22 protein-coding genes are annotated in these 22,973 nt (G+C 38.2%); 9 read left to right on the forward strand and 13 right to left on the reverse strand.

Translation table 11 applies throughout. From position 1 onward, the window contains the following. Positions 1-51: 51 nt before the first annotated feature. Positions 52-1,152, forward strand: a complete 1,101-nt coding sequence (gene dprA / locus RE431_RS12265; RefSeq protein ID WP_309562276.1) for a DNA-processing protein DprA — start codon at positions 52-54, stop codon at positions 1,150-1,152. Here dprA and trpS read toward each other — a convergent pair. Next, positions 1,149-2,117, reverse strand: a complete 969-nt coding sequence (trpS, locus tag RE431_RS12270; RefSeq protein ID WP_309562277.1) for a tryptophan--tRNA ligase — start codon at positions 2,115-2,117, stop codon at positions 1,149-1,151. The two genes, dprA and trpS, sit on opposite strands and share 4 nt — an antisense overlap. Positions 2,118-2,192: 75 nt before the next feature. On the opposite strand from trpS, the gene RE431_RS12275 reads away from it, so the two are divergent. Further along, entirely contained in the window at positions 2,193-2,936 is a 744-nt protein-coding gene (locus RE431_RS12275) for a lysophospholipid acyltransferase family protein (RefSeq protein ID WP_309562278.1), read from the forward strand. On the opposite strand, the gene RE431_RS12280 is transcribed toward RE431_RS12275, so the two are convergent. The 4 genes from RE431_RS12280 to recA all read right to left on the reverse strand — a co-directional run bounded on the left by RE431_RS12280 (position 2,933) and on the right by recA (position 6,546). After that, positions 2,933-4,435, reverse strand: coding sequence for a hypothetical protein (locus RE431_RS12280; protein ID WP_309562279.1), 1,503 nt, complete (start codon positions 4,433-4,435; stop codon positions 2,933-2,935). The genes RE431_RS12275 and RE431_RS12280 overlap by 4 nt on opposite strands. Next, positions 4,432-4,977, reverse strand: coding sequence for an RNA polymerase sigma factor (locus RE431_RS12285; protein WP_309562280.1), 546 nt, complete (start codon positions 4,975-4,977; stop codon positions 4,432-4,434). Before RE431_RS12285 ends, RE431_RS12280 begins: the two co-directional genes overlap by 4 nt. A gap of 23 nt (positions 4,978-5,000) precedes the next feature. After that, entirely contained in the window at positions 5,001-5,447 is a 447-nt protein-coding gene (locus RE431_RS12290; RefSeq protein ID WP_309562281.1) for a hypothetical protein, read from the reverse strand. Between the two features lie 85 nt (positions 5,448-5,532). Further along, the gene (gene recA, locus RE431_RS12295; RefSeq protein WP_309562282.1) at positions 5,533-6,546 is read right to left on the reverse strand and encodes a recombinase RecA; all 1,014 of its coding nucleotides are present in this window, start codon (positions 6,544-6,546) and stop codon (positions 5,533-5,535) included. A gap of 198 nt (positions 6,547-6,744) precedes the next feature. On the opposite strand from recA, the gene trhO reads away from it, so the two are divergent. The 7 genes from trhO (at position 6,745) to RE431_RS12330 (ending at position 16,919) form a co-directional block, all read left to right on the forward strand. Then, positions 6,745-7,776, forward strand: coding sequence for an oxygen-dependent tRNA uridine(34) hydroxylase TrhO (trhO, locus tag RE431_RS12300; RefSeq protein WP_309562283.1), 1,032 nt, complete (start codon positions 6,745-6,747; stop codon positions 7,774-7,776). A 209-nt stretch (positions 7,777-7,985) separates the two neighbouring features. Further along, positions 7,986-9,167, forward strand: a complete 1,182-nt coding sequence (locus RE431_RS12305) for a PSP1 domain-containing protein (protein WP_309562284.1) — start codon at positions 7,986-7,988, stop codon at positions 9,165-9,167. After that, a complete protein-coding gene (locus RE431_RS12310; protein WP_309562285.1) occupies positions 9,160-9,648 on the forward strand; it encodes a gliding motility lipoprotein GldH in 489 nt (162 codons plus the stop codon). Before RE431_RS12305 ends, RE431_RS12310 begins: the two co-directional genes overlap by 8 nt. Before the next feature lie 14 nt (positions 9,649-9,662). Further along, positions 9,663-11,975 carry a penicillin-binding protein 1A gene (locus RE431_RS12315; protein WP_309562286.1) on the forward strand — a complete coding sequence of 771 codons (2,313 nt, stop codon included), beginning with the start codon at positions 9,663-9,665 and terminating at the stop codon, positions 11,973-11,975. A 107-nt stretch (positions 11,976-12,082) separates the two neighbouring features. Next, positions 12,083-12,784 carry a CoA transferase subunit A gene (locus RE431_RS12320; RefSeq protein WP_309562287.1) on the forward strand — a complete coding sequence of 234 codons (702 nt, stop codon included), beginning with the start codon at positions 12,083-12,085 and terminating at the stop codon, positions 12,782-12,784. A gap of 2 nt (positions 12,785-12,786) precedes the next feature. After that, the gene (locus RE431_RS12325) at positions 12,787-13,446 is read left to right on the forward strand and encodes a CoA transferase subunit B (protein WP_309562288.1); all 660 of its coding nucleotides are present in this window, start codon (positions 12,787-12,789) and stop codon (positions 13,444-13,446) included. A 263-nt stretch (positions 13,447-13,709) separates the two neighbouring features. After that, complete coding sequence (locus RE431_RS12330) at positions 13,710-16,919, forward strand: M4 family metallopeptidase (protein WP_309562289.1); 3,210 nt, start codon at positions 13,710-13,712, stop codon at positions 16,917-16,919. A 52-nt stretch (positions 16,920-16,971) separates the two neighbouring features. Here the strand turns inward: RE431_RS12330 and RE431_RS12335 are convergent, their stop codons facing one another. The 8 genes from RE431_RS12335 to hemB all read right to left on the reverse strand — a co-directional run bounded on the left by RE431_RS12335 (position 16,972) and on the right by hemB (position 22,973). Further along, on the reverse strand, positions 16,972-17,331 hold the full coding sequence (locus RE431_RS12335) for a DUF6616 family protein (RefSeq protein ID WP_309562290.1): 360 nt from the start codon (positions 17,329-17,331) through the stop codon (positions 16,972-16,974). Between the two features lie 97 nt (positions 17,332-17,428). After that, positions 17,429-18,142, reverse strand: a complete 714-nt coding sequence (locus tag RE431_RS12340) for a 3'-5' exonuclease (RefSeq protein WP_309562291.1) — start codon at positions 18,140-18,142, stop codon at positions 17,429-17,431. Next, the gene (locus tag RE431_RS12345; RefSeq protein WP_309562549.1) at positions 18,132-19,280 is read right to left on the reverse strand and encodes a serine hydrolase domain-containing protein; all 1,149 of its coding nucleotides are present in this window, start codon (positions 19,278-19,280) and stop codon (positions 18,132-18,134) included. The genes RE431_RS12340 and RE431_RS12345 overlap by 11 nt, the downstream gene beginning before the upstream one ends. 18 nt (positions 19,281-19,298) lie before the next feature. Then, a complete protein-coding gene (locus tag RE431_RS12350) occupies positions 19,299-19,769 on the reverse strand; it encodes a methylated-DNA--[protein]-cysteine S-methyltransferase (protein WP_309562292.1) in 471 nt (156 codons plus the stop codon). Beyond that, on the reverse strand, positions 19,750-20,874 hold the full coding sequence (locus tag RE431_RS12355; protein ID WP_309562293.1) for a CNNM domain-containing protein: 1,125 nt from the start codon (positions 20,872-20,874) through the stop codon (positions 19,750-19,752). The genes RE431_RS12350 and RE431_RS12355 overlap by 20 nt, the downstream gene beginning before the upstream one ends. 130 nt (positions 20,875-21,004) lie before the next feature. Continuing rightward, the gene (locus RE431_RS12360; RefSeq protein WP_309562294.1) at positions 21,005-21,481 is read right to left on the reverse strand and encodes a hypothetical protein; all 477 of its coding nucleotides are present in this window, start codon (positions 21,479-21,481) and stop codon (positions 21,005-21,007) included. A gap of 84 nt (positions 21,482-21,565) precedes the next feature. Next, positions 21,566-21,922: a hypothetical protein gene (locus tag RE431_RS12365; protein ID WP_309562295.1), complete on the reverse strand. Its 357-nt coding sequence runs from the start codon at positions 21,920-21,922 to the stop codon at positions 21,566-21,568. Positions 21,923-21,983: 61 nt separating this feature from the next. Further along, on the reverse strand, positions 21,984-22,973 hold the full coding sequence (hemB, locus tag RE431_RS12370; RefSeq protein WP_309562296.1) for a porphobilinogen synthase: 990 nt from the start codon (positions 22,971-22,973) through the stop codon (positions 21,984-21,986).

Genomic DNA, 22,973 nt, shown 5'->3' on the forward strand with positions numbered 1-22,973 from the left:
AAATTTTATTAACAAATGTTTTTTTCTGTAATTTTAATCAAATTGACCTGGATGAATTCTGAAGACTTTATTTATACGCTTGCATTGCAACATATTCCAAATCTGGGAGATACAACGGCGAAAAAGCTTATCAGGCAATTTGGTACGGCAAGGGAAATCTTTAAAGAAAAGAAAGCAAATCTGCTGAAGATCGATGGTGTTGGCAAGGTGAGAATTCAGGAATTGTTTGATCCTAATCATCTGAAAAATGCCGAGAAAGAACTGTTGTTTATTGAAAAAAATAATATCACGGTAGATTACTTTCAGGAAAATTCTTACCCAGAGAAATTGAAACACTGCCTTGATGGACCAATTCTGCTTTTTTCTCGCGGGAATATTGATCTAAGTAAAAAGAAGATCATTAGTATAGTGGGCACGAGGCAAATTACTTCTCATGGAATCGCATTTTGTGAAAAGCTTATTGAAGACCTTGCGATTCTAGATCCAGTGATCATTTCAGGTTTTGCCTATGGTGTAGATATTACGGCTCAGAAGGCTGCGGTCAGGAACGGACTTCAAACCATTGGCTGTCTTGCTCATGGACTAAATCAGATTTATCCAAAATCGCATAAAAAATATATGAGCGATATCGAGGATAATGGTGGTTTTTATACTGATTTCTGGAGCACCGATAATTTTGACCGAAATAATTTTCTGAAGCGCAACCGTATCATCGCTGGTTTAAGTGAAGCAACCATTGTAATAGAAAGTGCCGAAAAAGGTGGTGCCCTGGTAACTGCAGATATCGCTAATTCCTATGACCGGGAAGTTTTTGCGGTTCCGGGTAGACCAACAGATAAGTTCAGTATTGGTTGTAATAACTTAATAAAATCTCAGAATGCACATGTTTTAACCTCATCTGCAGATCTGGCTTATATTCTAAACTGGGAAGTCGAGCAGGAAGAAAGATCTGTTCAGAAGCAATTGTTTGTTGAGCTTGAAAATGATGAACAGAAATTATACGAATTCCTGAAAGTCCAGGGAAAATCTGAATTAGACACCTTATCCCTTAATTGTAATCTTCCAACTTTCAAGACCGCGTCTCTTTTACTGAATATGGAGCTAAAAGGCGCGATTAGACCCTTACCCGGAAAATTGTTTGAGGTTATTTAGTAACCTGCTTTTGCTCTAACTTTCTTTAATACATCATTAGCGACAAGCTTTGCCTTTTCAGAACCAATTTCTAAGGCTTTATCAACCTCTTCGAGATTATTGATGTAATATTCATACTTTTCTCTTGGTTCCTGGAATTTTTCTTTTACAAGTTCAAAAAGAGCTTGTTTGGCATGACCATAACCATATCCGCCACCTTCATAATTGTTTCTCATTTCTGAGATCTGTTCTTCTGATGCCATGATCTTATATAGCGCAAAAACATTACAGGTATCAGGGTCTTTAGGATCTTCGAGCGGTGTACTATCTGTATCGATACTCATGATCTGCTTACGTAACTTTTTATCTGTCTGGAATATGTTGATGGTATTGCCTTTAGATTTACTCATTTTAGCTCCATCGGTTCCGGGGATGTACATAGTGTCTTCCTGGACTTTGGCTTCAGGCATAACGAATACTTCTCCCATTTTTGCATGGAATCTTGAAGCCACATCTCTGGTCATTTCAATATGTTGTAATTGATCTTTTCCTACAGGGACTATTTCCGCATCATATAAAAGTATATCTGCAGCCATAAGCATAGGATAAGAGAATAACCCGCTGTTTACATCTTCCAGCCTGTCTGCCTTATCTTTAAAAGAATGAGCCAGGGTTAAGCGCTGGTAAGGAAAGAAACAGCTTAAATACCACGATAACTCAGTGACCTGAGGGATATCACTTTGGCGGTAGAATACACTGCGTTCAATATCCAGTCCACAGGCGAGCCAGGTTGCCGCAACAGAATAGGTGTTTTGCCTAAGTGTTTCTGCATCTTTAATTTGAGTTAGGGAATGCATGTCTGCAATAAAAATAAAGGAATCGTTATCTGGTTGATTGGCCATTTCAATTGCCGGCATAATTGCGCCTAAAAGGTTCCCAAGATGTGGGGTTCCCGTACTCTGTACTCCTGTAAGTATTCTGGACATTGACTTCTTGAATTTTGATGCAAAGGTAATTTTTTTATAGAATTCGCTCGGTTCATTTTACTACTTTTGAAGTCTATGAGTTTTATTAAATCGGTACTGATCCTAATATGGCGAATCTGGTTCTACATTTTGATGGTCATCCCTATACTCATAATGCTCCCTTTTCTAATCGTATTTACTTCATCGGAAAAGTTTTATCCTCAATTCTTTATCTGCGCCCGTATCTGGGCAAGGATCATTCTTTTTGGAATGGGGTTTTCAGTTCAAACTGAAGCCGATCAAATTCCTGAAAAGCATAAAAGCTATATGCTGGTGGCAAATCACGCATCTATGCTGGACATTATGTTAATGTTAGCCGTGATAAAACAACCCTTTGTATTTATTGGAAAGAAGGAATTAGGTAAAATCCCAGTTTTCGGCTTTTTCTACCGAAGAACTTGTATCCTGGTAGATCGTCAAAACCAGAAGAGTAGAATGGCTGCTTTTGAAGAAGCTCAGCGCAGATTAAAACAGGAGAATAGTGTTTGTATTTTTCCTGAAGGAGGAGTGCCAGATGATCAGTCTATAATTCTGGATCAGTTTAAAGATGGAGCATTTAGGTTGGCACTTGAACACCAGATACCCATCGTACCCATTACTTTTCATGATACAAAGAAAAGATTCTCTTATAAATTCTTTACGGGTGGACCGGGTAAGTTAAGAGTTAAGATCCATAACTTTATTTGCACGGAAGGCCTTGAACCTACCGAAAGAAAAAAACTTCGAGATCGCACGTACCAGGTGATCTATCAGGAATTAACCAATCCGTCGCTGGACTAGAATCTAAAACTCAATCCAGAATAAACACCGAAGTTTACCGGTTGAACATTATTTACCCTGTCAAAAGTATTGATCTGGTATTTGAAAATTGGCTCCACGCTAATACTGAATTTATCAGTTAGCTTGTAATCCATTCCAACCCCAATATTTGTACTAAAACTCGTGCTGTTTATATTGGTTGCTTCACCAAGATCGGTTTTCATTTCTCCGGAAACCAGTTGAACCCTATTATTGTCAAGAAAAAGACTACTTCCACCTCCTATAATATTCAAGCCGAATTTTTTATCGATCAGGGCATATTCAATTTCAACAGGCACTTCAATATAACCAAATTGCTGATTAAGTTCACCTGGTGTAGCTATAGAATTCGTTAAGCTATTGTTATTGTTTTCTCCACCAAAGTTCGGCAGAGGTGCTGGTCCGGTACCCGAAGGCGAAGGAGTATTGTTATTACTTCTAATTTCAATATTGTCCTCTACAGGGCTTATGTTTTCAAAACCTGCGGACATTGCTGAAGGGGAATACAGAATATCTTGAGTATTTTTATTGATATCGATTTTACTAATACCGGTCCTTATCTTCAGCTTGTTTGAGATTTTATAAGCGATCTTCACACCATAAGACAAGGTAACTTCTGAAGATGTAGAATTACTTGCCAGTTGGTTTGAAAGCTCATTCCCGCTACCTAAGTTCTTATACATTACAGGAGCTGCAAAGGTAGATAGCCTCAACTTTTTAGTATCTGCTTCCGCGATCTCGGTTTCTTCCTCTTCACCACGATTTTTTTCCTTTTCAACTTCAGCTAATGCATTCTCCTCCTTTAAAATGGATTCTTGCGGAATAGTATCTTTAGCCGCCTTTTCTGAATCTGTCTGGGATGCGATTGCAGTTTTTCCAGATTGGTCTGAATCATTAATTATCTCAGGAGAGTCTGTATCATTTTCAATGGCTTTTTTATCTGATAATTCATTAGAAACAATGGCGTTTGTTTTCTTTTTCGAGTTCTCAGGATTTACCGTATTTCTCTTTATTGTATTCGGATTATTATTGGATTTATTTGCAGTATTCTCGGCCGCAATTGCAGTATTTGCTCTTGAATTGTTGTTTGAGCTGGAATTCATCTTATCGCTTTCAGAATTTTCCTTGATTTCATTTTCTGATGCGATCTGGTCTGAATTGTTTTTATCTCCAGAAACTTCATTAGAAGAGTTCTTAATTGAATCTTCCTTATCAGTGGAATTCTCAGGTTCATCAAAAACAACTGACGGCTCACCGTTAGTAGGGTTCTGTACATTCGTAAATAGCAGGCTGGCCAAGATGATCGCTAGAACTGCAGCAACACCACCTATCTTAAACCATAATGGAATAATAAGTGGTCCCTTTTTATCTTTCTTGTCCAGTCTGGCCGAAATGTTTTCCCAGGCTTTTTCGCGAGGTTCCATTTCGAAGTCCTTGAACTTCTCCTGAAAAATCCGGTCTATGTTTTTCTTTTCCTTCATGACGATTGAGCCGAATTTCTAATACTTTCTTTTTTTTCAATTTTTTCCCTCAAAGCCATTCTGGCTCTTGCCAGATTTGATTTTGAAGTTCCTTCGGAAATCTTAAGCATTTCCGATATTTCTCTGTGCGAATAACCATCCATCACATACATGTTGAAAACCTGTCTGTATCTGTCTGGTAATTCCTGTACGCATTTCAATAAAAAATCTACCGATAGGTCGTCTGTTTCAACTTCTACTTCCTCTTCTTGCAGATATTCTTCATTCGTAATTCCGTAAACTTTTTGTTTTCTGTGTTTCTGAAGGGCGGTATTAATCAAGATCCGCTTCATCCATCCTTCAAAAGATCCCTGGTCTTTATACTGATCTATTTTTTCAAATATAGTGACAAAGCCATCCTGTAAATTATCCTGCGCTTGCTGATAATTGTCGGAATACTTAAGACATAGACCAAAAAGCTTAGCCGAGTAAAGTCGGTAAAGCTCTTCCTGTGCATCTCTCTCATGCTTCTTGCACCGGTAAATCAGGTCTTTTAAACCCACAAATTGTATTTGTTAATTATAAATTAGCTTTCAGTTGGTGTTTCCGATTCGACTACAGGGATGATAACTTCATTATAAACCGGGTCTGTTCCAGAAACACCAGTCCAAAAATAAAACGTATAAGGTTCATTTTGATCTATTGTAATAGAAAATTTACTGGAACCTGCACCTCCGGGAATATCTGGATCACATCCATCATTCGTCACTACCGAAGTTACAACAGATATATAGATATCTCTTCTTTCATTGGGAGTATTTCCGCCTCTTCTTGCGTCAAGGGCCTGAAATATATTACATTCAGATGGTAGTAAATAGTCTACTTCCACATTATAGGTCTCTCCAAAGACCAGCTCTTCTGGAAGATCGTTCCCAACGATCTCCGCTAATTCATAATAAGTATTAGGAGTGTCATTATCTAATGAGCAAGAGCTTACGATAATGCTTAGGGCTAATACAAACAATCTTTTCATACTGATTCTGCTTTTCTCTTAGATGCAGAACTGTTAAAAGGGTTGCGTGAAAAGCAAAAAAAATCCCCTTTCGGGGATTATGATGTTATTCTTTAGCGATCTTGATCGCGTTCTTTATCTTTTCTTCCAGTTCTTCCATTAGATCTGGATTATCTTTCAGCAGAATTTTAACTGCATCTCTTCCCTGACCCAATTTAGTGTCCTCGTAGCTAAACCATGATCCACTCTTTTTAACGATCTCGTAATCCACACCAATATCTATGATCTCACCAATTTTAGAAACTCCTTCACCGTACATAATGTCAAATTCAGCAGTTTTAAATGGTGGAGCAACTTTGTTCTTGACAACTTTTACACGGGTTTTATTACCCATTACATTGTTAGAACTATCTTTTATTTGTGTGGATCTTCTAATATCAAGTCTTACGGAAGCGTAAAATTTAAGAGCGTTACCACCGGTCGTAGTCTCCGGATTTCCGAACATTACCCCGATCTTCTCTCTTAACTGGTTAATGAAAATCACCGTACAGTTAGTTTTACTAATGGAAGAAGTAAGCTTTCTTAGCGCCTGAGACATCAACCTTGCGTGAAGACCCATTTTAGAATCTCCCATTTCTCCTTCGATCTCACTCTTCGGAGTAAGTGCAGCAACCGAGTCAATTACAATAATATCAATTGCACCAGAGCGAATAAGGTTATCTGTAATTTCAAGAGCCTGCTCACCGTTGTCTGGTTGAGAAATGATGAGGTTATCAATATCTACATCCAGTTTTTCTGCATAAAATCTATCGAAGGCGTGTTCAGCATCGATAAATGCAGCGATACCTCCTTTTTTCTGAGCCTCGGCAATTGCATGCAAGGTAAGAGTTGTTTTACCCGAAGATTCCGGACCATAAATTTCAATCACTCTTCCTCTTGGATATCCTCCAACTCCTAAGGCAAGATCAAGACCTAAAGAACCTGTAGAAATTGCATCTACGTCTGCTACAGCCTGGTCGCTCATTTTCATAACCGTTCCCTTACCATAGGTTTTATCCATTTTGTCAAGGGTGAGTTTTAATGCCTTTAGTTTCGCGTCTTTTTCTTTATCGTTGCTCATGAATGTATTTTATAATTGTGAAATTAAGGTCTGCTAAAATAAGATAAGTTTTGTTGCAATACAATAAAACTTAAGGTTGTTTTATGGAATAATTCCAAAAATTTGGACAACTATTTATCTCTTCTCTATTTATGGCCTATTAATTGAAAAATGTATCTTTGCAAAAATTTTCTTTAACACTTAAAATATTAGTATAGCATGCAACTGTACAATAAATTGAGCGCTAAAGAAAGAGAAGCTCTTTTAGAAGAAGCCGGAGAAGACAGGCTTACGCTCTCTTTCTATGCTTACGCAAAGATCGGAAATCCCGAATTATTCAGGAATCACTTATTTATTGCCTGGGACCAGATGGATGTTCTTGGTAGAATCTATGTTGCCCACGAAGGTATTAACGCACAGTTATCTGTTCCTGCAACTCGTTTTAATGAATTTAAGGCATTTCTGGATGAGATCTATTTTCTTGAAAATGTTCGTTTGAATATTGCCATTGAACATGATATCAAATCTTTCCTGAAATTGAAAGTGAAGGTTAGGAATAAAATCGTGGCAGATGGTTTAAATGACGACACTTTTGATGTAACCAATAAAGGAATGCACGTTGATGCTGCCAGATTCAACGAATTGATCAGTGATCCTAATACGGTTCTAGTTGATATGAGAAATCATTACGAAAGTGAAATTGGTCATTTCCAGGGGGCGATCACTCCAGATGTGGATACTTTTCGTGATTCATTACCTATTATTGAAGAAGATCTCAAGGAGCATAAGGAAGATAAGAATCTCGTGATGTATTGTACTGGTGGAATTCGTTGTGAAAAAGCCAGTGCCTATTATAAACATCGTGGATTCAAGAACGTTTATCAGCTGGAAGGTGGAATTATTGAATACACCCGCCAGGTTGATAATCAAAAACTTGACAATAAGTTTATTGGAAAGAATTTCGTTTTTGATCATCGTCGTTCAGAGCGTATTTCAGAAGATGTGATCGCAAATTGCCATCAATGTGGAAAACCTTGTGATACTCATGTAAATTGTGCTAACGAAGCATGTCATTTACTATTCATTCAGTGTGAAGAATGCGCTGTAAAAATGAATGATTGCTGTTCAGATAACTGTAAAGAGATCGCGGCATTACCCTACGAAGAACAAAAAGCGCTTCGAAAGGGAAAAGGTGCAAGCAATAAGATCTTCAAAAAAGGAAGGTCTGAGGTTTTACGATTTAAGCAATAGGTTTCTTTTCTAAAATGGTGGTGCCAATTAATATTGGTATATTTACTGTTGAAAATTTTTTATGAACCTCAAGGAGGTGCTTTAAAAATGTGCAGTGGGCTGAAAGAATGCCAGTGAAGATGAAGGAGATTCTGCAATAATTGCCTTAAGGGCAGGACAGAATGATGTTTATAAATGCACAAAAGCGACTTCCTCAATATATATAATATATGGCTTGCAGCAGTTGCTCGACCGGGAAAGACGGTCAGCCGAAAGGATGTAAGAACAATGGAACCTGTGGAACTGATGGTTGTAATAAACTAACAGTTTTTGACTGGCTTTCTAATATGTCCCTTCCGGGAGGTGCAGAACCTTTCGATTTTGTTGAGGTGCGTTTCAAGAACGGCCGTAAACACTTCTTTAAAAATTCAGAGAACTTAAGTTTAAGTATCGGTGATGTGGTGGCTACAGAAGCCAGCCCGGGGCACGATGTTGGAATTGTAAGTCTTACCGGTGAACTAGTGAGAGTTCAGATGAAAAAGAAGAAGGAAGATCCAAATTCAGGTGAGGTTTTAAAAGTCTATAGAAAGGCATCCCAGAAAGATATTGATGTCTGGCAGGAAGCTCGGGATAGAGAAGAAAAGATCAAGCAGCGTTCAAGACAGATTGCGATCAGGCTCAAACTGAGCATGAAAATTAGTGATATTGAATTCCAGGGAGACGCCTCAAAATGTACTTTCTATTATACTGCTGAAGATCGTGTAGATTTCAGACAGTTGATCAAAGAATTTGCGCGCGAATTCAATACTCGTATTGAGATGAAGCAAATCGGGCTAAGACAGGAAGCTGCCCGTTTAGGCGGAATTGGTTCCTGCGGTCGTGAACTTTGCTGTTCAACCTGGTTAACAGATTTTAGATCGGTAAGTACATCAGCGGCGAGATACCAGCAATTATCATTGAATCCTCAGAAATTAGCGGGACAATGCGGTAAATTAAAATGCTGCCTTAATTACGAATTAGATACTTATCTGGAAGCATTAAAATCTTTTCCAAAAACTGACGTTAAGTTAAAGACCAAGAAAGGTACAGCGGTATGTCAGAAAATTGATATTTTCAAAGGTCTTCTTTGGTACGCTTATGAAGGTGAATGGATGAACTGGCATACTTTAACGCCAGAACAGGCCAATAAGATAATAGCTAAGAATAAAAAAGATGAACCTGTTGGAAGTTTAGAGGAATACGCTCTGGATCTTCAATTAGAATCTAATGAAAAGAAAAGCTTCAACAATGGGATTGGGGAAGATAGTCTTACGAGATTCGACAAACCTAAACAGCAGCATCGTAAGCGAAGAAACAAGAATAAAAAACGAAAAAAACATAAAGGGAATACTTCAAAGTCTAAAAATGCGTAGTGCTTTATCTGTTTCTTTTCTGATTTTTACAATCATATTTCTTTCATCTTGTGACCGAAAAAGGGTTTATGATGAGTATGAATCTTTGCGAGGCTGGCATAGAGACTCGCTGGTAAATTTTGAACTGAATAATATAGATTCAACCAAAGTTTACGACTTGTTTATAAATGTTAGAAATAACAACGAATATCAATATAGCAACCTGTTTCTCATTACCGAGATCAAATTTCCGCAGGGAAAAGTGATTAGTGATACCCTCGAATATGAAATGACGAAGCCAAACGGCGAATGGCTGGGAACTGGTTTTGGAGATGTAAAGGAGAGTAAGCTCTGGTACAAGGAAAATGTGAAATTCGATGAGCCTGGCCAATATGAAGTTAGTATTCAGCAGGCTATGCGAAAGAATGGAGAAGTTGATGGTATTCAGGAGTTAGAAGGAATAACCGATGTTGGATTCCGTATTGAAAAAAGAGACAATTAATTTTTGTGATATAAATGGCCCGCACACCAAAAAAAACTGAAAAACCTGCTCAAAGCAATCGTAAGTATATTCTTGGATTCTGGACCCTTTTTGGAGTAGGTATCCTCGCAGGAATCTTCATTTTCCTTCTTGCAGGATGGGGAGCATTTGGAAAAATGCCAACCTTTGAAGAACTTGAAAACCCTGAAACCAACCTGGCAACAGAAATTTTCTCTTCAGATGGTGAAACCCTGGGAAAATACTACAGCGAAAACAGAACTCCGATTAAATATGAAGACCTGCCAGATCACCTGGTTCAGGCATTGGTTGCGACTGAAGACGAGCGATTCTATCAACATGCGGGGATAGATGCAAAAGGTACGGTTAGAGCAGCGGTTTATTTGGGTCAAAGAGGAGGAGCGAGTACAATCACACAGCAGTTAGCGAAGCAATTATTTACTGCAGATGTTGCCCAGAACGATTTTGAAAGGGTATTTCAGAAAGTTAAGGAATGGGTGATTGCAACGCGTCTTGAAAGACAGTACACCAAGGAAGAGATTATTACCATGTACTTTAACAAATACGACTTTGTTTACCAGGCCGTAGGAATACGTTCTGCTTCAAAGATCTATTTTGATAAGGAGCCTCGAGATTTGAAAATTGAAGAATCTGCGGTTCTGGTTGGAATGCTTAAAAACTCGGCCTTGTACAATCCAATGAGAAGACCGGAACTGGTACTTTCCAGAAGAAATCAGGTGTTGCAGCAAATGAATAGAAACGGATTTATTTCTGAACAGGAAATGGATTCTCTTCAGAAAACTGAAATGAAGATAGAATTCACTCCGGAAGGTCACGATGAAGGAATGGCTACCTATTTCAGGGCTTATCTTCAGAAATTTATGAGTGAATGGATTGATGAAAATCCAAAACCAGATGGTAGCGAATATAATTTATTTAGAGATGGTCTCAAGGTATATACTAGCATAGATTCAAAAATGCAGGAATATGCTGAAAATGCCGTTACCAAGCATATATCACATCTTCAGAAAGAATTTGATCGTCAAAATGAGAGCAATTCAACCGCACCTTTTAGAGATATTGATAAAAGTGAAATTGAAGGCATCGTTGAAAGTGCGATGAAACGTTCAGAACGCTGGAGAAAGATGAAAGCTCAGGATAAATCTGAAGAAGAAATTAGAAAGTCATTTACAGAAGATGCCGAAATGCGAGTTTTTAGCTGGAAAGGAACTATCGATACTGTAATGACTCCGCGGGATTCCATACTGTACTACAAATCATTTTTACAGGCAGGTATGATGTCTATGGTTCCGCAAACCGGTGAGGTTAAAGCCTGGGTTGGAGGAACAAATTTCAAACACTTTAAATATGACCACGTAAAGCAGGGTAAAAGACAAGTTGGATCAACTTTTAAACCTTTTGTTTACGCAACTGCTATCGATCAGTTGAAGTTTTCACCTTGTGATACTCTTCCTAAGTCAAGATTCACCATTGAAGCTGGTAAGCATGGAAATCAGAATGACTGGTCACCTAAGAATGCTGGAAATGGGGATTATGAAGGTATGCTAACTTTAAAGGATGCACTTGCACAATCTGTAAATACGGTAACGGCAAGGCTAATCGACAAAACCGGACCAGGTCCCGTTATAGATTTAGCTGAAAAATTAGGTGTAGATGTTTCTAATATTCCAAAAGTCCCATCTATTGCGCTTGGTGTTGCAGATCTAAGTCTTTTCGAAATGGTTTCTGCTTTCAGTACTTTCGCAAATCAGGGAGTTTATGTAAAACCTGTGGTGGTGAATAGAATTGAAGATAAGAACGGAACGGTTCTTTATCAACATGTACCGGAAACCAGAGATGTGTTAAGCAAAGAAGCGGCTTATGTAACTACAAATCTTCTTGAGGGTGTTACTCAATCTGGTTCTGGAGTTAGACTTAGAGGAACCTGGGCAGGAGAAAGAATTGATTATAAGAGAGCAGTGACTGGATATCCTTATGATTTTAAGAATCCGATTGCTGGAAAAACCGGAACTACTCAAAACCAGAGTGACGGTTGGTTCATAGGAATGGTACCTAATCTAGCTACCGGAGTTTGGGTTGGAGCAGAGGATCGCGCAGTTCATTTTCCTGGTATTACTTACGGTCAGGGTGCTACCATGGCGCTGCCGGTTTGGGGTATGTACATGAAAGATGTTTACAAGAACGAAGATCTAAAGGTTTCAAAAGAAGGATTTGAGAGGCCAGAAAATCTTAGTATCGAAGTGAACTGTAAAACCTATAAAGCTGATCAGAATAATAATGATTCTGTTCCAGATGAACTCGATTTTTAGATTTTCAGCAAAAAAAGCCCGTAAAATTTTCACATAATTCAATTCACGACCACCTTTCGTTGTGACCACCTTTTTATTTTCGTATTTTCGGGTAAAATTCTCAAAAAATGATCATAAAAACGGTTGATAATGTACAGGACGCGGTAAAAGGTGTTAAGGACGGAATGACATTTATGCTTGGCGGTTTCGGATTATGCGGAATCCCGGAAAATGCGATTTCTGAACTTGTTCGACTTAACGTGAAAAATCTTACCTGTATCTCAAATAATGCCGGAGTAGACGATTTCGGACTCGGGCAATTACTTCATAAAAAACAGATAGATAAAATGGTTTCTTCATACGTTGGAGAAAATGCCATTTTCGAAAAGCAAATGCTTAGCGGTGAACTTGAGGTTGAATTGATTCCACAAGGGACATTAGCCGCCAGATGTCAGGCTGCTCAACAAGGGTTTCCAGCAATTTATACGCCTGCGGGTTATGGAACTGAGGTTGCTCAGGGAAAGGAAACCAGGGAATTTGACGGTAAAATGTACGTGCTCGAAGAAGCATTTAAAGCGGACTTTGCTTTTGTTAAGGCATGGAAAGGTGATAAAGCCGGGAATCTTATTTTCAAAGGAACGGCCAGAAATTTTAATCCTACCATGTGTGGATCTGCAAAGATCACAGTGGCTGAGGTTGAAGAATTGGTGGAACCAGGTGAACTTGATCCTAATCAAATTCATATTCCGGGAATTTTTGTACAAAGAATATTCCAGGGGAAAGATTATGAGAAAAGAATTGAACAACGTACCGTAAGACAAAAAGCATAATTATGGCATTAGATAAAAACGGAATAGCGCAAAGAATCGCTAAGGAAGTAAAGGACGGATATTATGTAAATCTTGGAATTGGAATTCCAACACTAGTTGCCAATTTTGTTCGTGATGATATTCAGGTTGAATTTCAAAGTGAAAACGGAATTCTGGGAATGGGACCATTTCCTTTTGAAGGAGAAGAAGATGCAGATCTTATCAATGCAGGAAAACAAACTATTACTGCCCTGCCAGGAGCTAGTTTCTTCGATTCAGCAATAAGTTTTGGAATGATTAGAGGTCAGCATGTAGATCTTACCATTCTTGGGGCCATGGAGGTTGCTGAAAACGGTGATATCGCCAACTGGAAGATTCCAGGTAAAATGGTAAAAGGTATGGGAGGCGCTATGGACCTTGTTGCCTCAGCCGAAAATATTATCGTGGCAATGATGCACACGAATAAGGCAGGAGATTCAAAACTTCTGAAAAGATGTTCTCTTCCTCTAACCGGTGTTGGCTGTGTTACGAAGATTGTAACCAATCTTGCAGTTCTTCAAGTAACTGACGATGGTTTCAAATTACTGGAAAGAGCACCTGGTGTAAGTGTTGAAGAGATTCAAAATGCCACAGAAGGAAAACTGATTGTAGAAGGGGAGATACCCGAGATGCAATTGAATTAAGAGTACAAGCCGGATATTAAGTCCGGCTTTTTTATTTCCAATTATTGGCTAGTTTTGGACTGATTTCAGAATAGATAAAACCACCTTCACAATAACTCAATCCTGAAAATTATTACTTATTCAGGTTGTAAAGTTCAAGTTAATCCTTTGAATTATTATCGACAAAAGAATTGAATTAACCGTTAAAAGACATATTTTAACTTCATTTTAGTAATATTTTCTTACTTTCGGGGGCATTAATAACCAAATAAAACCCTACCACATTGAGAAAAAAATTACTCTTTAATTCATTATTGTTCGCAGGCCTTTCCCTTGGCGCCTTCCAGGTCCAGGCTCAGGATTCGGACAAGGATGTAAAACAAAAATTTAATGACGAAAAAGGGAAGCCAACCCTGATCGTATTTAAAGAACAGTCGAATTCTAAAGCTAGTGAGTACAGGAAACTCTTCAAAGAGCAACTACAACTTAACGATCGCTCAAAATTCAGAAAGATCAAAACTGAAAGAGATGCTCAGGGCTTTACCCATGACAAGTACCAATTATTCTATGACGGAATAAAAGTTGAATTTGCGACTTACACTATTCACTCTGAAGGAGGAGATCTTTCGTCTATGAGCGGTGAATATTATAAGATCGAAGATGTAGATATTAAATCTACAATTTCTGAAAGTGTTGCCTTTCAAAAAGCTGTAAAGCATATAGGTGCGAAATCCTATTTATGGCAGGATCCACAAAGTGCTTCTAAAATTGGATATGAAAAACCAAAAGGCGAGTTGGTTTTACTACCAACTATGAAATTTGAAGCTGTAAATGAAAAAAGCTTTAAAGAAGAAGTTCGTCTGGCTTACAAATTTGATATTTATGCAACAGATCCTGTAAGTAGAGGAAATATCTATATAGATGCGAAAAATGGTAAAGCATTGTTATATGATGCAACCATTAAGCATATCGGGAAATTCAGTCATGCTGAAACTGAAGCATCCACTGCATCAAAAAAGGCGAATCTTGAAGATGCAATGTTCGCTACGGGAACTGCTGCCACAAGATACAGCGGCTCTAAAAGTATTCAGACTTCATTAAGCGGTTCTTCTTATATCCTGAACGATGTTACTCGTGGAAACGGGATCAGAACTTATGATATGAACACCGGGACCAATTATAGTAATGCAGTGAATTTCACTGATAATGATAATAACTGGACTGCAGCCGAACATGATAATGCGGCCAAAGATAATGGTGCATTAGATGCTCATTGGGGTGCAGAACAAACCTATGATTATTTCCTAAACGTTCATAATCGAAACAGTTATGACAACCAGGGAGCAGCCATTCAAAGTTATGTACATTATGATAATGCCTATGACAATGCATATTGGAATGGTAGTGTCATGACCTATGGTGACGGTAGTGGTACTTATTTCGATATTTTAACCTCTCTAGATGTTGCCGCTCACGAAATAGGACACGCTGTTTGTACGAATACTGCAAATCTTGCCTACCAAAAGGAGTCCGGAGCTATGAACGAAGGATTTTCAGATATCTGGGGAGCATGTATAGAATACTATGCAGCACCATCAAAATCTACCTGGTTAATAGGAGAAGATATTGAGAGAAGATCAGGAAGCCAGTCTTTAAGATCTATGAGTAATCCTAAGGCCGAAGGTCAGCCAGATACGTATGGAGGTACTTACTGGAAGAATGTGAACTGTACACCTACAGACCAAAATGACTACTGTGGTGTTCATACCAACAGTGGAGTTTTAAATCACTGGTTCTATATTCTTGCAGTGGGAAAATCTGGAACCAATGATATTGGAGATTCTTATGACGTAAACGAGATAAGTATAGATAAAGCGGCTAAGATCGCTTACAGACTGGAAAGTGTTTATCTTTCTGCAAATTCTACATTTGCCAATGCAAGAACTTTTGGGATCCAGGCAGCCACAGATCTTTACGGAGCAGATTCTCCTGAAGTGATCGCTACAACGAATGCATTCTATGCAGTTGGAGTAGGAGCAGCCTATGGAGATATTAGTTACTGTTCTTCTCAAGGAAACAGCGTTGCAGATGAATATATTGGAAGAGTTCAGTTAGAAGATATAGACAATGCATCTTCAGCATCTAGCGGTTATACAAATTTCACTTCTGTTTCAACAGACCTTTCAAAAGGTAATTCAGTAACCATTACCGTTACTCCAACCTGGACTGGAACTACTTATAGTGAAGGTTATGCAGTTTGGATAGATTATAACCAGAATGGTGATTTTGGAGATTCAGGAGAATTGGTATGGAGCAAAGCTGCTTCTAAAACTACTCCAGTTTCAGGTACTTTTACAGTTCCTGCTTCAGCAGCAAGTGGAGCTACTCGTATGAGAGTCTCTATGAAATACAATGGGATTCCAACGCAATGTGAAGCTTTCTCTTATGGAGAAGTTGAAGATTATACGGTAAATATTGGTGATGGATCTCCAGATACTGAAGCGCCAACAGCGCCATCAAATCTGGCTGCTAGCGGAACTACACAAACCTCAACATCACTTTCATGGAATGCTTCTTCAGATAATGTTGGAGTTGCAGCTTATGATATTTATAAAGACGGAAACTTCTATACTTCAACAAGTTCAACAAGTTATACCGTAAACGGACTTTCTTCAGCTACATCTTATGACTTCTATGTAGAAGCAAGGGATGATGCAGATAATGTTTCCGCTAAATCGAACACAATATCTGTTACTACTCAAAGTACTTCAATTTCTTATTGCAGTTCTAAAGGTAACGACTCAAGTTATGAGTGGATAGATCTTGTACAACTAAATGAATTGAACAATGTAACTGGAAATAATGGTGGATATCAGGATTTCACAGCTTTAAGCGCCAGTCTTCCTTATGGATCTAATACGATCTATATTAGTACAGGATTTGCCAGTTCGTCTTATACTGAATACTGGAAAGTATGGATAGATTACGACAAGGATGGAAGTTTTGAAACTTCTGAATTAGTGGTAAGCGGTTCGTCTTCCAGCAGTGGGACTCTATCTGCTTCTTTCACAGTGCCAACAACGGCGAGTGCGGGACCTACTCGTATGAGAGTTTCCATGAAGTACAATTCAGCGCAAACTGCGTGTGAGACTTTCTCTTATGGAGAAGTTGAAGATTATACAGTAAATGTTGGGCAGTCCAGTGCGGCTATTGCCCAAACCTTCAAACCAGATGCCAGCCCAATGGGTAACGAGCCAAACATCTTTGATGCTAGCTTATATCCAAACCCTGTGGTAAGCGGTAATCGTTTGAATGTAAATGTTCCTGATGGAAGAAAACTTGATTATAAGATTTTCAATTCAGTTGGATATGAAGTATCCAGCGGAAAACTTAATAACCAGGTGCTCAACGTTGCGAAATTAACTAGCGGTACTTACATCGTAAGGTTTAGTGACAGCCAGAAGGAATTCGTTAAGAAGTTTATCAAACTTTAAGATTGAATTGCCCCAAGAAAAAGCCGGATTTTAGATCCGGCTTTTTTATTTATCATGACATCGAAGTAGACGTCTCTTCTATATTTACCAGGAAGTCTATCGCGTCTGTTTGCGTAATCATTTCTCCCCTTGAATTTGCCTGAGAGAAATACTCGTACCAGCCAACTTTGGCCAGATTGCTTTCCAAAACTTTCACTTCTTCAACCGATGGCATTTTCCAGACGGTCATATACCTGTAATCACTTCTGTAAGGAGTGTGTTCATCATTCCTCGCCCAGCCAAGATTTTCAACGCCACTGGCCTTCATGTTCTTGATACGAGAATGCATGTCATCCATTAGTTTTCTACGTTCTTCATGACCCAGTTTCATCCATTTGGTGGTTACGTTCCACATTTCAATATATAAATACATAACTAAGAATTTATTGGTTTTGTATCTATTAAAGTTACGGAATTAGGTAGCCAAACAAGAGGTCTTCACTTCTGAATAACAGTATTTTAAGAATAATTTATATCGAAACGATTTCAGATTCGCTTAAGAGGTTTTCCTGTCTTAATCTTAAGATCACTTGTGCGATTGCCAACACATCTCTTTCGCAATATTGAACTATGCGGTCTATTTCGCCTTTTTCATAAAATACTTCTCTAACCATAGATCCATCTATATCTTCTTTTGGGGAAGGAATTCCCAGTACGTGAGTAAGTAATTTAAGCGAAGTATAATGCTTAAAATCTCCAAATTTCCATAATTCTAAAGTGTCCAGATGTGGTACTTCCCATGGTTTTTTTCCGAAGAGATTGAGCTTGGAAGGTAATCTCATGTTGTGAATAAGCATTCTCCTGGCGATATACGGGAAATCAAACTCCTTTCCGTTATGTGCGCAAAGCAAATGATAAGGCTGAAAGAAATATTCTTCCAGCAAGGCTGTGAAATCGCGAAGTAATTTTTCTTCTTCTCCTTTAAAACTGGTCAATCTGAAATTTCTACTTCCATTTCTATAACTGAAAAATCCTACTGAGATGCATACGATCTTTCCAAATTCACTCCAGATACCGGCGCGTTCATAAAATTCTTCGGCGGTATATTCGTCTTTTCGCTGATATTTTGATTTCTCTTCCCATAGGATCTTTTTTTCATCATCCAATTCAGAAAAATCTCTGAATTCAGGCACCGTTTCTATATCCAGAAAAAGCACATTTTCCAGGTTCAGTTTATGAAGCATTGTCTAACATTTTATAAGCTTCATCAATATACATATAAAAGTCTTTGTAATGTTTATCACCATCCTGGCTTCTTATTAATTTTCTACCCAGCCTAACGATCACAAGATCATCTTCCGGGATCATTATAACGTATTGGCCTAAAATCCCACGCATATAAAAGATCTCTTTATCAAGGTGATCGCTTAACCAGAAACCGTATCCGTAATAAGGCGTTTCTTCAAATCTTGCTTTTGAAGCTCGCTCTATAAAGGCAGAATCCAATAGCTGCTTCCCGTTCCATTTTCCATAATTGATGAAAAGTTTACCAAGCTTTCCGAAATTCCTGGCGTTGCTTGAAATACAACAATAAGCCTTTTCCATCGCCGACTCTTTACTATCTATTTGCCATAAGGCATCAGCATTCATTCCTAGAGGTTTCCAGAAACTTTCACTTAGATAATTGCTCAATGTCTTACTGGTAGCCTTTTCTATGACCATTCCCAGTAATTGTGAATTTCCGCTGAGGTACTTGAATTCGCTGCCTGGTTCTTCTACAACTTTAAGTTCCAGGATCTGTTCTCTTATATCATCATCAAAATAGGCACGTGCGGTAGAAGCAAACGGATTGTAGTAATTCTCATCCCAATTAAGTCCTGAAGACATAGAAGAAAGATCTCCAATACTCAATCTATCGTCAAACTGTGGGAAAAAGTCTGAAACCGGTTGTTCTGTATTTTCCAAAAAACCATCCTGGATCGCTTTAAACATTAAAGCTGTGACTATGCTCTTTGCCATTGAAAAGCTGTTCGTTCTGGAACTATTTGAATAGCCATTATAATATTTCTCGAACCAGATAGAATCATTTTTAATGATCAGGAATGCTGCGGTTTCCAGTTCCTTATTCAGGCTGTCCAGTTTTTTCGTTGGATTCGTTGAATTGTAATCCTGAGCTAACGCCCACTCCTGGACTGTATCTGAATTCTCGATAATATGATTATCAAAGTAGGGATGATCATCAATGAAGGCAGTTTTGTGTCCGGTAAGATAGGTGGTACTTATTCCTTTAAAAATATAACCATATCCGGCAGCATACAATATCAGGGAAAATAATAGGAGGAAACTTATTATGAAGGCTATGACTTTGAATAACTTTTTCATCATAGTAAAGTAAGATATTTAAAATAGACTTTGTTGTGAAGGTGGATTTTCCAGATCTAACAACCACTTTTTGCGATTCAGTCCGCCGGCGTAGCCTGTAAGTGAGCCATCACTTCCTATAACCCGATGACATGGTATTATGATCCAGAGCGGATTCTTACCATTTGCGGAGGCTACAGCTCTGATCGCTTTTTCATCACCTAAATCTCGGGATAATTCTAGATATGAAGTTGTTTCACCATAGGGGATCTCCCTCAGCTTTTTCCATACTCTTTTCTGAAAATCGGTACCATGCGGATTTATTTTCAGATCGAAGTTCTTCAAGTCTCCTTTGAAGTAAGAATTCAATTGCTCGCAAGCCGGTTGTAAATCTCCTGGGATTTTTTCTGAAATATCGCCTTCGTCAAAAACCTTAACTGAAGCTAGTCCATTTTCATCACCAGATAATTCGGCGATTCCAAGCGGAGTTTTAATTCTGGCTTTCTTCATTGGTTTTTGGTTCTTCCTCGATAGCATTTTCAGTTTCCTGATCTTGTTTTCTCTGGATCAATCCAAGACGTTTAGCGCGCCTTTCCCAGTTTTTCCTTGCCAGCATCTGCATATCTTCCACGCTGTCGCTCTCGTCCATTATTTCAAGTCCTAGCAGGGTCTCAATAATATCTTCCATGGTAACAATTCCGGTTACATTACCATATTCGTCAACGATCATGGAAATATGAGCTCTTTTCTGAACAAAGATCTCGAAAAGTTCAGGTATCGGAGTATTATCTTTTGTAACAAGAATGTCCCGTTTTATGCTGCTTAAAGGCTGTTTGCCTCTATCGTCGATCATATGCTCCAGCACATCATCTTTCAGAATGAACCCGGATACATTATTCGATTTATCCTTAAAAACAGGGATTCTTGAAAATTTCAAATTCTTATGTGTTTTATGAAATTCTTCCAGTGTAATGCTTTCATCTTCAGTAATAGCTACAGAAAATGGGGTCATCACATCTTTTGCTTCCACAGATTTAAAGACCAGTAAATTTTTGATGACCGTGGTTTCGCTTTCTTCAAAAACTCCATCTTCTTCCGCAGCATCTGTAATGGCAGCAAATTCTTCCTTGCTCATGGTACTAACGTGAGCAGATTTCCCAATCAGTTTTGTGGTTAGCATCATCAACCATAAAACCCCAGTATACTTTAATGGGAAAATCATGAATTTAAGTGATTTTGCCGTGAAATTTCCTAACGACTGCCAGTAAGTGGCACCAATGGTTTTTGGGATTATTTCAGAAAGGACAAGAATTGCCAGAGTCATTATTGCAGAAACAATTCCTACAGCATTTCCGCCATCTCCAAAGGTTTTTTCCGCCTGCACACCAACCAAGATAGCACCCACGGTGTGAGCGATCGTATTGATGGTAAGGATGGCAATTAATGGTTTATCGATATCCTGCTTTAAATGAGCAAGAGTCTTGGCATACGCCTTTCCCTCCTTTTTCTTTATCTTGATAAAAGATGGTGTAATACTAAGAAGCGCGGCTTCCAGTATGGAACACATAAAAGAAAAGAAAATCGATAATACGGCGAAAGTGATTAATAAGCCCATACGCTTAAATGTCTATTAGACTGGCTAATTTATATATTCTGAAAGCATTTTTTTACAAAGAAATGATAAAAGGGAATTAAAAAGCCCTCCTAATGTAAGGAAGGCTTTTTAAAATAAGGCAAAAATCTATTTAAATCGCCAGATTCTTGTGCAGTAGATCATCCCACTTCTTTGCTTCATGCAGTCTTATCTCTGCATCGGTGCTTTCATAATCATCTTCATCATAGAATACGATCTCGGTAAGCTTTGGTGAATTCATTTCTGCGATTTCGATTCCAAGGTGGATAATTCGCTCTTTTCTGTTCTCTCCTTTTTGAGTTCTTTTGGCGAGATTAATCTTATTCACCTTTTTTAGGTCTATAACTTCGTGGTCTATTTCAGATTTTGGATCTATGACCACCAGTTTTTTATTGGTGCTATCCAGTCCCAGGCTTAGATGTCCGAATGTTTCAAACCGGTCTAAGACCAGGCCATTTTCAGAAGCCAGCTTGTTCAGCTCTTTTTTAAATTTTGCTTCTCTGGATTTTTGTTTCAGTAAAACGTAAAGTATCGGGAACATGAATATTACAAGTAAGAATGTTCCAATCATTATTGATGATTTATCCATTTTGATAAAAATTAAGGTAATTGAATTTGATCCCGCAAAATGTTGTTCACGGGAAATTTTTTAAGTTGAAAAAACCTTAATTGATTACCAGAAAGTATGGAAAGGGAAGATCCTGGATTTCAGAATGCTTCTATGATCAGGTTGAAAACCTTCATAAAATAAAGAGCCTGAAAGATCATTACTGGAAATGTTTAAAAAACGCTCACCTGGATAAAGCTGAAAAAAGTCATTTTCTAGCTCTGGTAAATTCTGAAATATTACTTCAGCAAGATTTTCTTCAATGAGTAAGGCTTGCTTATTATGTTCAGCTTTAAAATATTCTCCTTTTCGGGAATCAAGATCTAAAGCTGGTTCAGAAAATGCAAAAACACTGGTTGTCGAGCTAAGTAAAAACAGCTGCAACAATAAGAGACCCAGAAAAGTATGTTTTTTAATTTTCACAATACAAAATTAGTTCGAAAACAAATCTGGTGTTTAAAAATTTAGTTATTTTTTTAGTTGATCAGGAAATTAATTTCACCGCATCCTTGGCAAAGTAAGAAGCGATCATATCTGCCCCGGCACGTTTAATGGCTGTTAACTGTTCTAAAATTACCGCATCGTGGTCTAACCAGCCTTTTTCTGAAGCAGCTTTGATCATGGCGTATTCCCCGCTCACCTGGTAAACAGAAACCGGTACATTTACTGTATTTTTTATATCTCTAACGATATCTAAATAACATAATCCAGGTTTTACCATCACAATATCTGCACCTTCATCGATATCCATCAGCGTTTCTCTAATGGCCTCATCGCGGTTGGATGGGTCCATCTGGTATGTTTTTTTATTCTTAGGAATATTCTTCGCATCCACAGGAGCTGAATCCAGAGCATCTCTAAACGGACCATAAAATGCAGAAGCATATTTCGCCGAATAGCTCATGATTCCCGTATCGTGGAAACCTTCATCTTCAAGTAAGCTTCTTATCTCGAAAATACGTCCATCCATCATATCGCTCGGAGCAACAAAGTCTGCACCTGCTTTTGCATGAGAAAGCGACATTTCGGCCAGAACTGCTGAGGTGTCGTCATTTAAAACTTTTCCGTCATCAATAATTCCGTCATGCCCATATTGTGAATATGGATCAAGAGCTACATCTGTCATTACGATCATATCAGGAACAGCATTTTTCACAGTTTTTACTGCTCGTTGCATAAGTCCTTCAGGATTGATGGCTTCCTTTCCTGCGTTGTCTTTAAGGTCATCAGCAACCTTTACAAAAAGTAAAACAGATTTTAATCCTAGCTTCCAGAGTTCTTTTACTTCTTTTTCAATATTGTCAAGACTATACCTGAAATATCCGGGCATAGAACCTATTTCTTCTTTTACATTTTTCCCTTCAACTATAAATAGGGGAACAATAAAATCATTCGGCGAGATAATAGTTTCTCTAACCATAGATCTTATAGCTTCGTTAGTTCTTAGTCTTCTATTTCTGCGTAATGGAAACAT

The organism is Christiangramia sediminicola, assembly GCF_031344135.1.
GTDB classification, from domain to species: Bacteria; Bacteroidota; Bacteroidia; order Flavobacteriales; family Flavobacteriaceae; genus Christiangramia; species Christiangramia sediminicola.

Coding starts and splice junctions, on each gene's coding strand:
- RE431_RS12325 (WP_309562288.1), top strand. CDS start 12,787: ATGGCATTAGATAAAAACGGAATAGCGCAAAGAATCGCTAAGGAAGTA.
- RE431_RS12355 (WP_309562293.1), bottom strand. CDS start 20,874: ATGGGCTTATTAATCACTTTCGCCGTATTATCGATTTTCTTTTCTTTT.
- dprA (WP_309562276.1), top strand. CDS start 52: ATGAATTCTGAAGACTTTATTTATACGCTTGCATTGCAACATATTCCA.
- RE431_RS12345 (WP_309562549.1), bottom strand. CDS start 19,280: ATGAAAAAGTTATTCAAAGTCATAGCCTTCATAATAAGTTTCCTCCTA.
- trpS (WP_309562277.1), bottom strand. CDS start 2,117: ATGTCCAGAATACTTACAGGAGTACAGAGTACGGGAACCCCACATCTT.
- RE431_RS12360 (WP_309562294.1), bottom strand. CDS start 21,481: ATGGATAAATCATCAATAATGATTGGAACATTCTTACTTGTAATATTC.
- RE431_RS12335 (WP_309562290.1), bottom strand. CDS start 17,331: ATGTATTTATATATTGAAATGTGGAACGTAACCACCAAATGGATGAAA.
- RE431_RS12275 (WP_309562278.1), top strand. CDS start 2,193: ATGAGTTTTATTAAATCGGTACTGATCCTAATATGGCGAATCTGGTTC.
- RE431_RS12310 (WP_309562285.1), top strand. CDS start 9,160: ATGCGTAGTGCTTTATCTGTTTCTTTTCTGATTTTTACAATCATATTT.
- recA (WP_309562282.1), bottom strand. CDS start 6,546: ATGAGCAACGATAAAGAAAAAGACGCGAAACTAAAGGCATTAAAACTC.
- RE431_RS12280 (WP_309562279.1), bottom strand. CDS start 4,435: ATGAAGGAAAAGAAAAACATAGACCGGATTTTTCAGGAGAAGTTCAAG.
- RE431_RS12305 (WP_309562284.1), top strand. CDS start 7,986: ATGGCTTGCAGCAGTTGCTCGACCGGGAAAGACGGTCAGCCGAAAGGA.
- RE431_RS12320 (WP_309562287.1), top strand. CDS start 12,083: ATGATCATAAAAACGGTTGATAATGTACAGGACGCGGTAAAAGGTGTT.
- RE431_RS12350 (WP_309562292.1), bottom strand. CDS start 19,769: ATGAAGAAAGCCAGAATTAAAACTCCGCTTGGAATCGCCGAATTATCT.
- RE431_RS12315 (WP_309562286.1), top strand. CDS start 9,663: ATGGCCCGCACACCAAAAAAAACTGAAAAACCTGCTCAAAGCAATCGT.
- trhO (WP_309562283.1), top strand. CDS start 6,745: ATGCAACTGTACAATAAATTGAGCGCTAAAGAAAGAGAAGCTCTTTTA.
- RE431_RS12290 (WP_309562281.1), bottom strand. CDS start 5,447: ATGAAAAGATTGTTTGTATTAGCCCTAAGCATTATCGTAAGCTCTTGC.
- hemB (WP_309562296.1), bottom strand. CDS start 22,973: ATGTTTCCATTACGCAGAAATAGAAGACTAAGAACTAACGAAGCTATA.
- RE431_RS12340 (WP_309562291.1), bottom strand. CDS start 18,142: ATGCTTCATAAACTGAACCTGGAAAATGTGCTTTTTCTGGATATAGAA.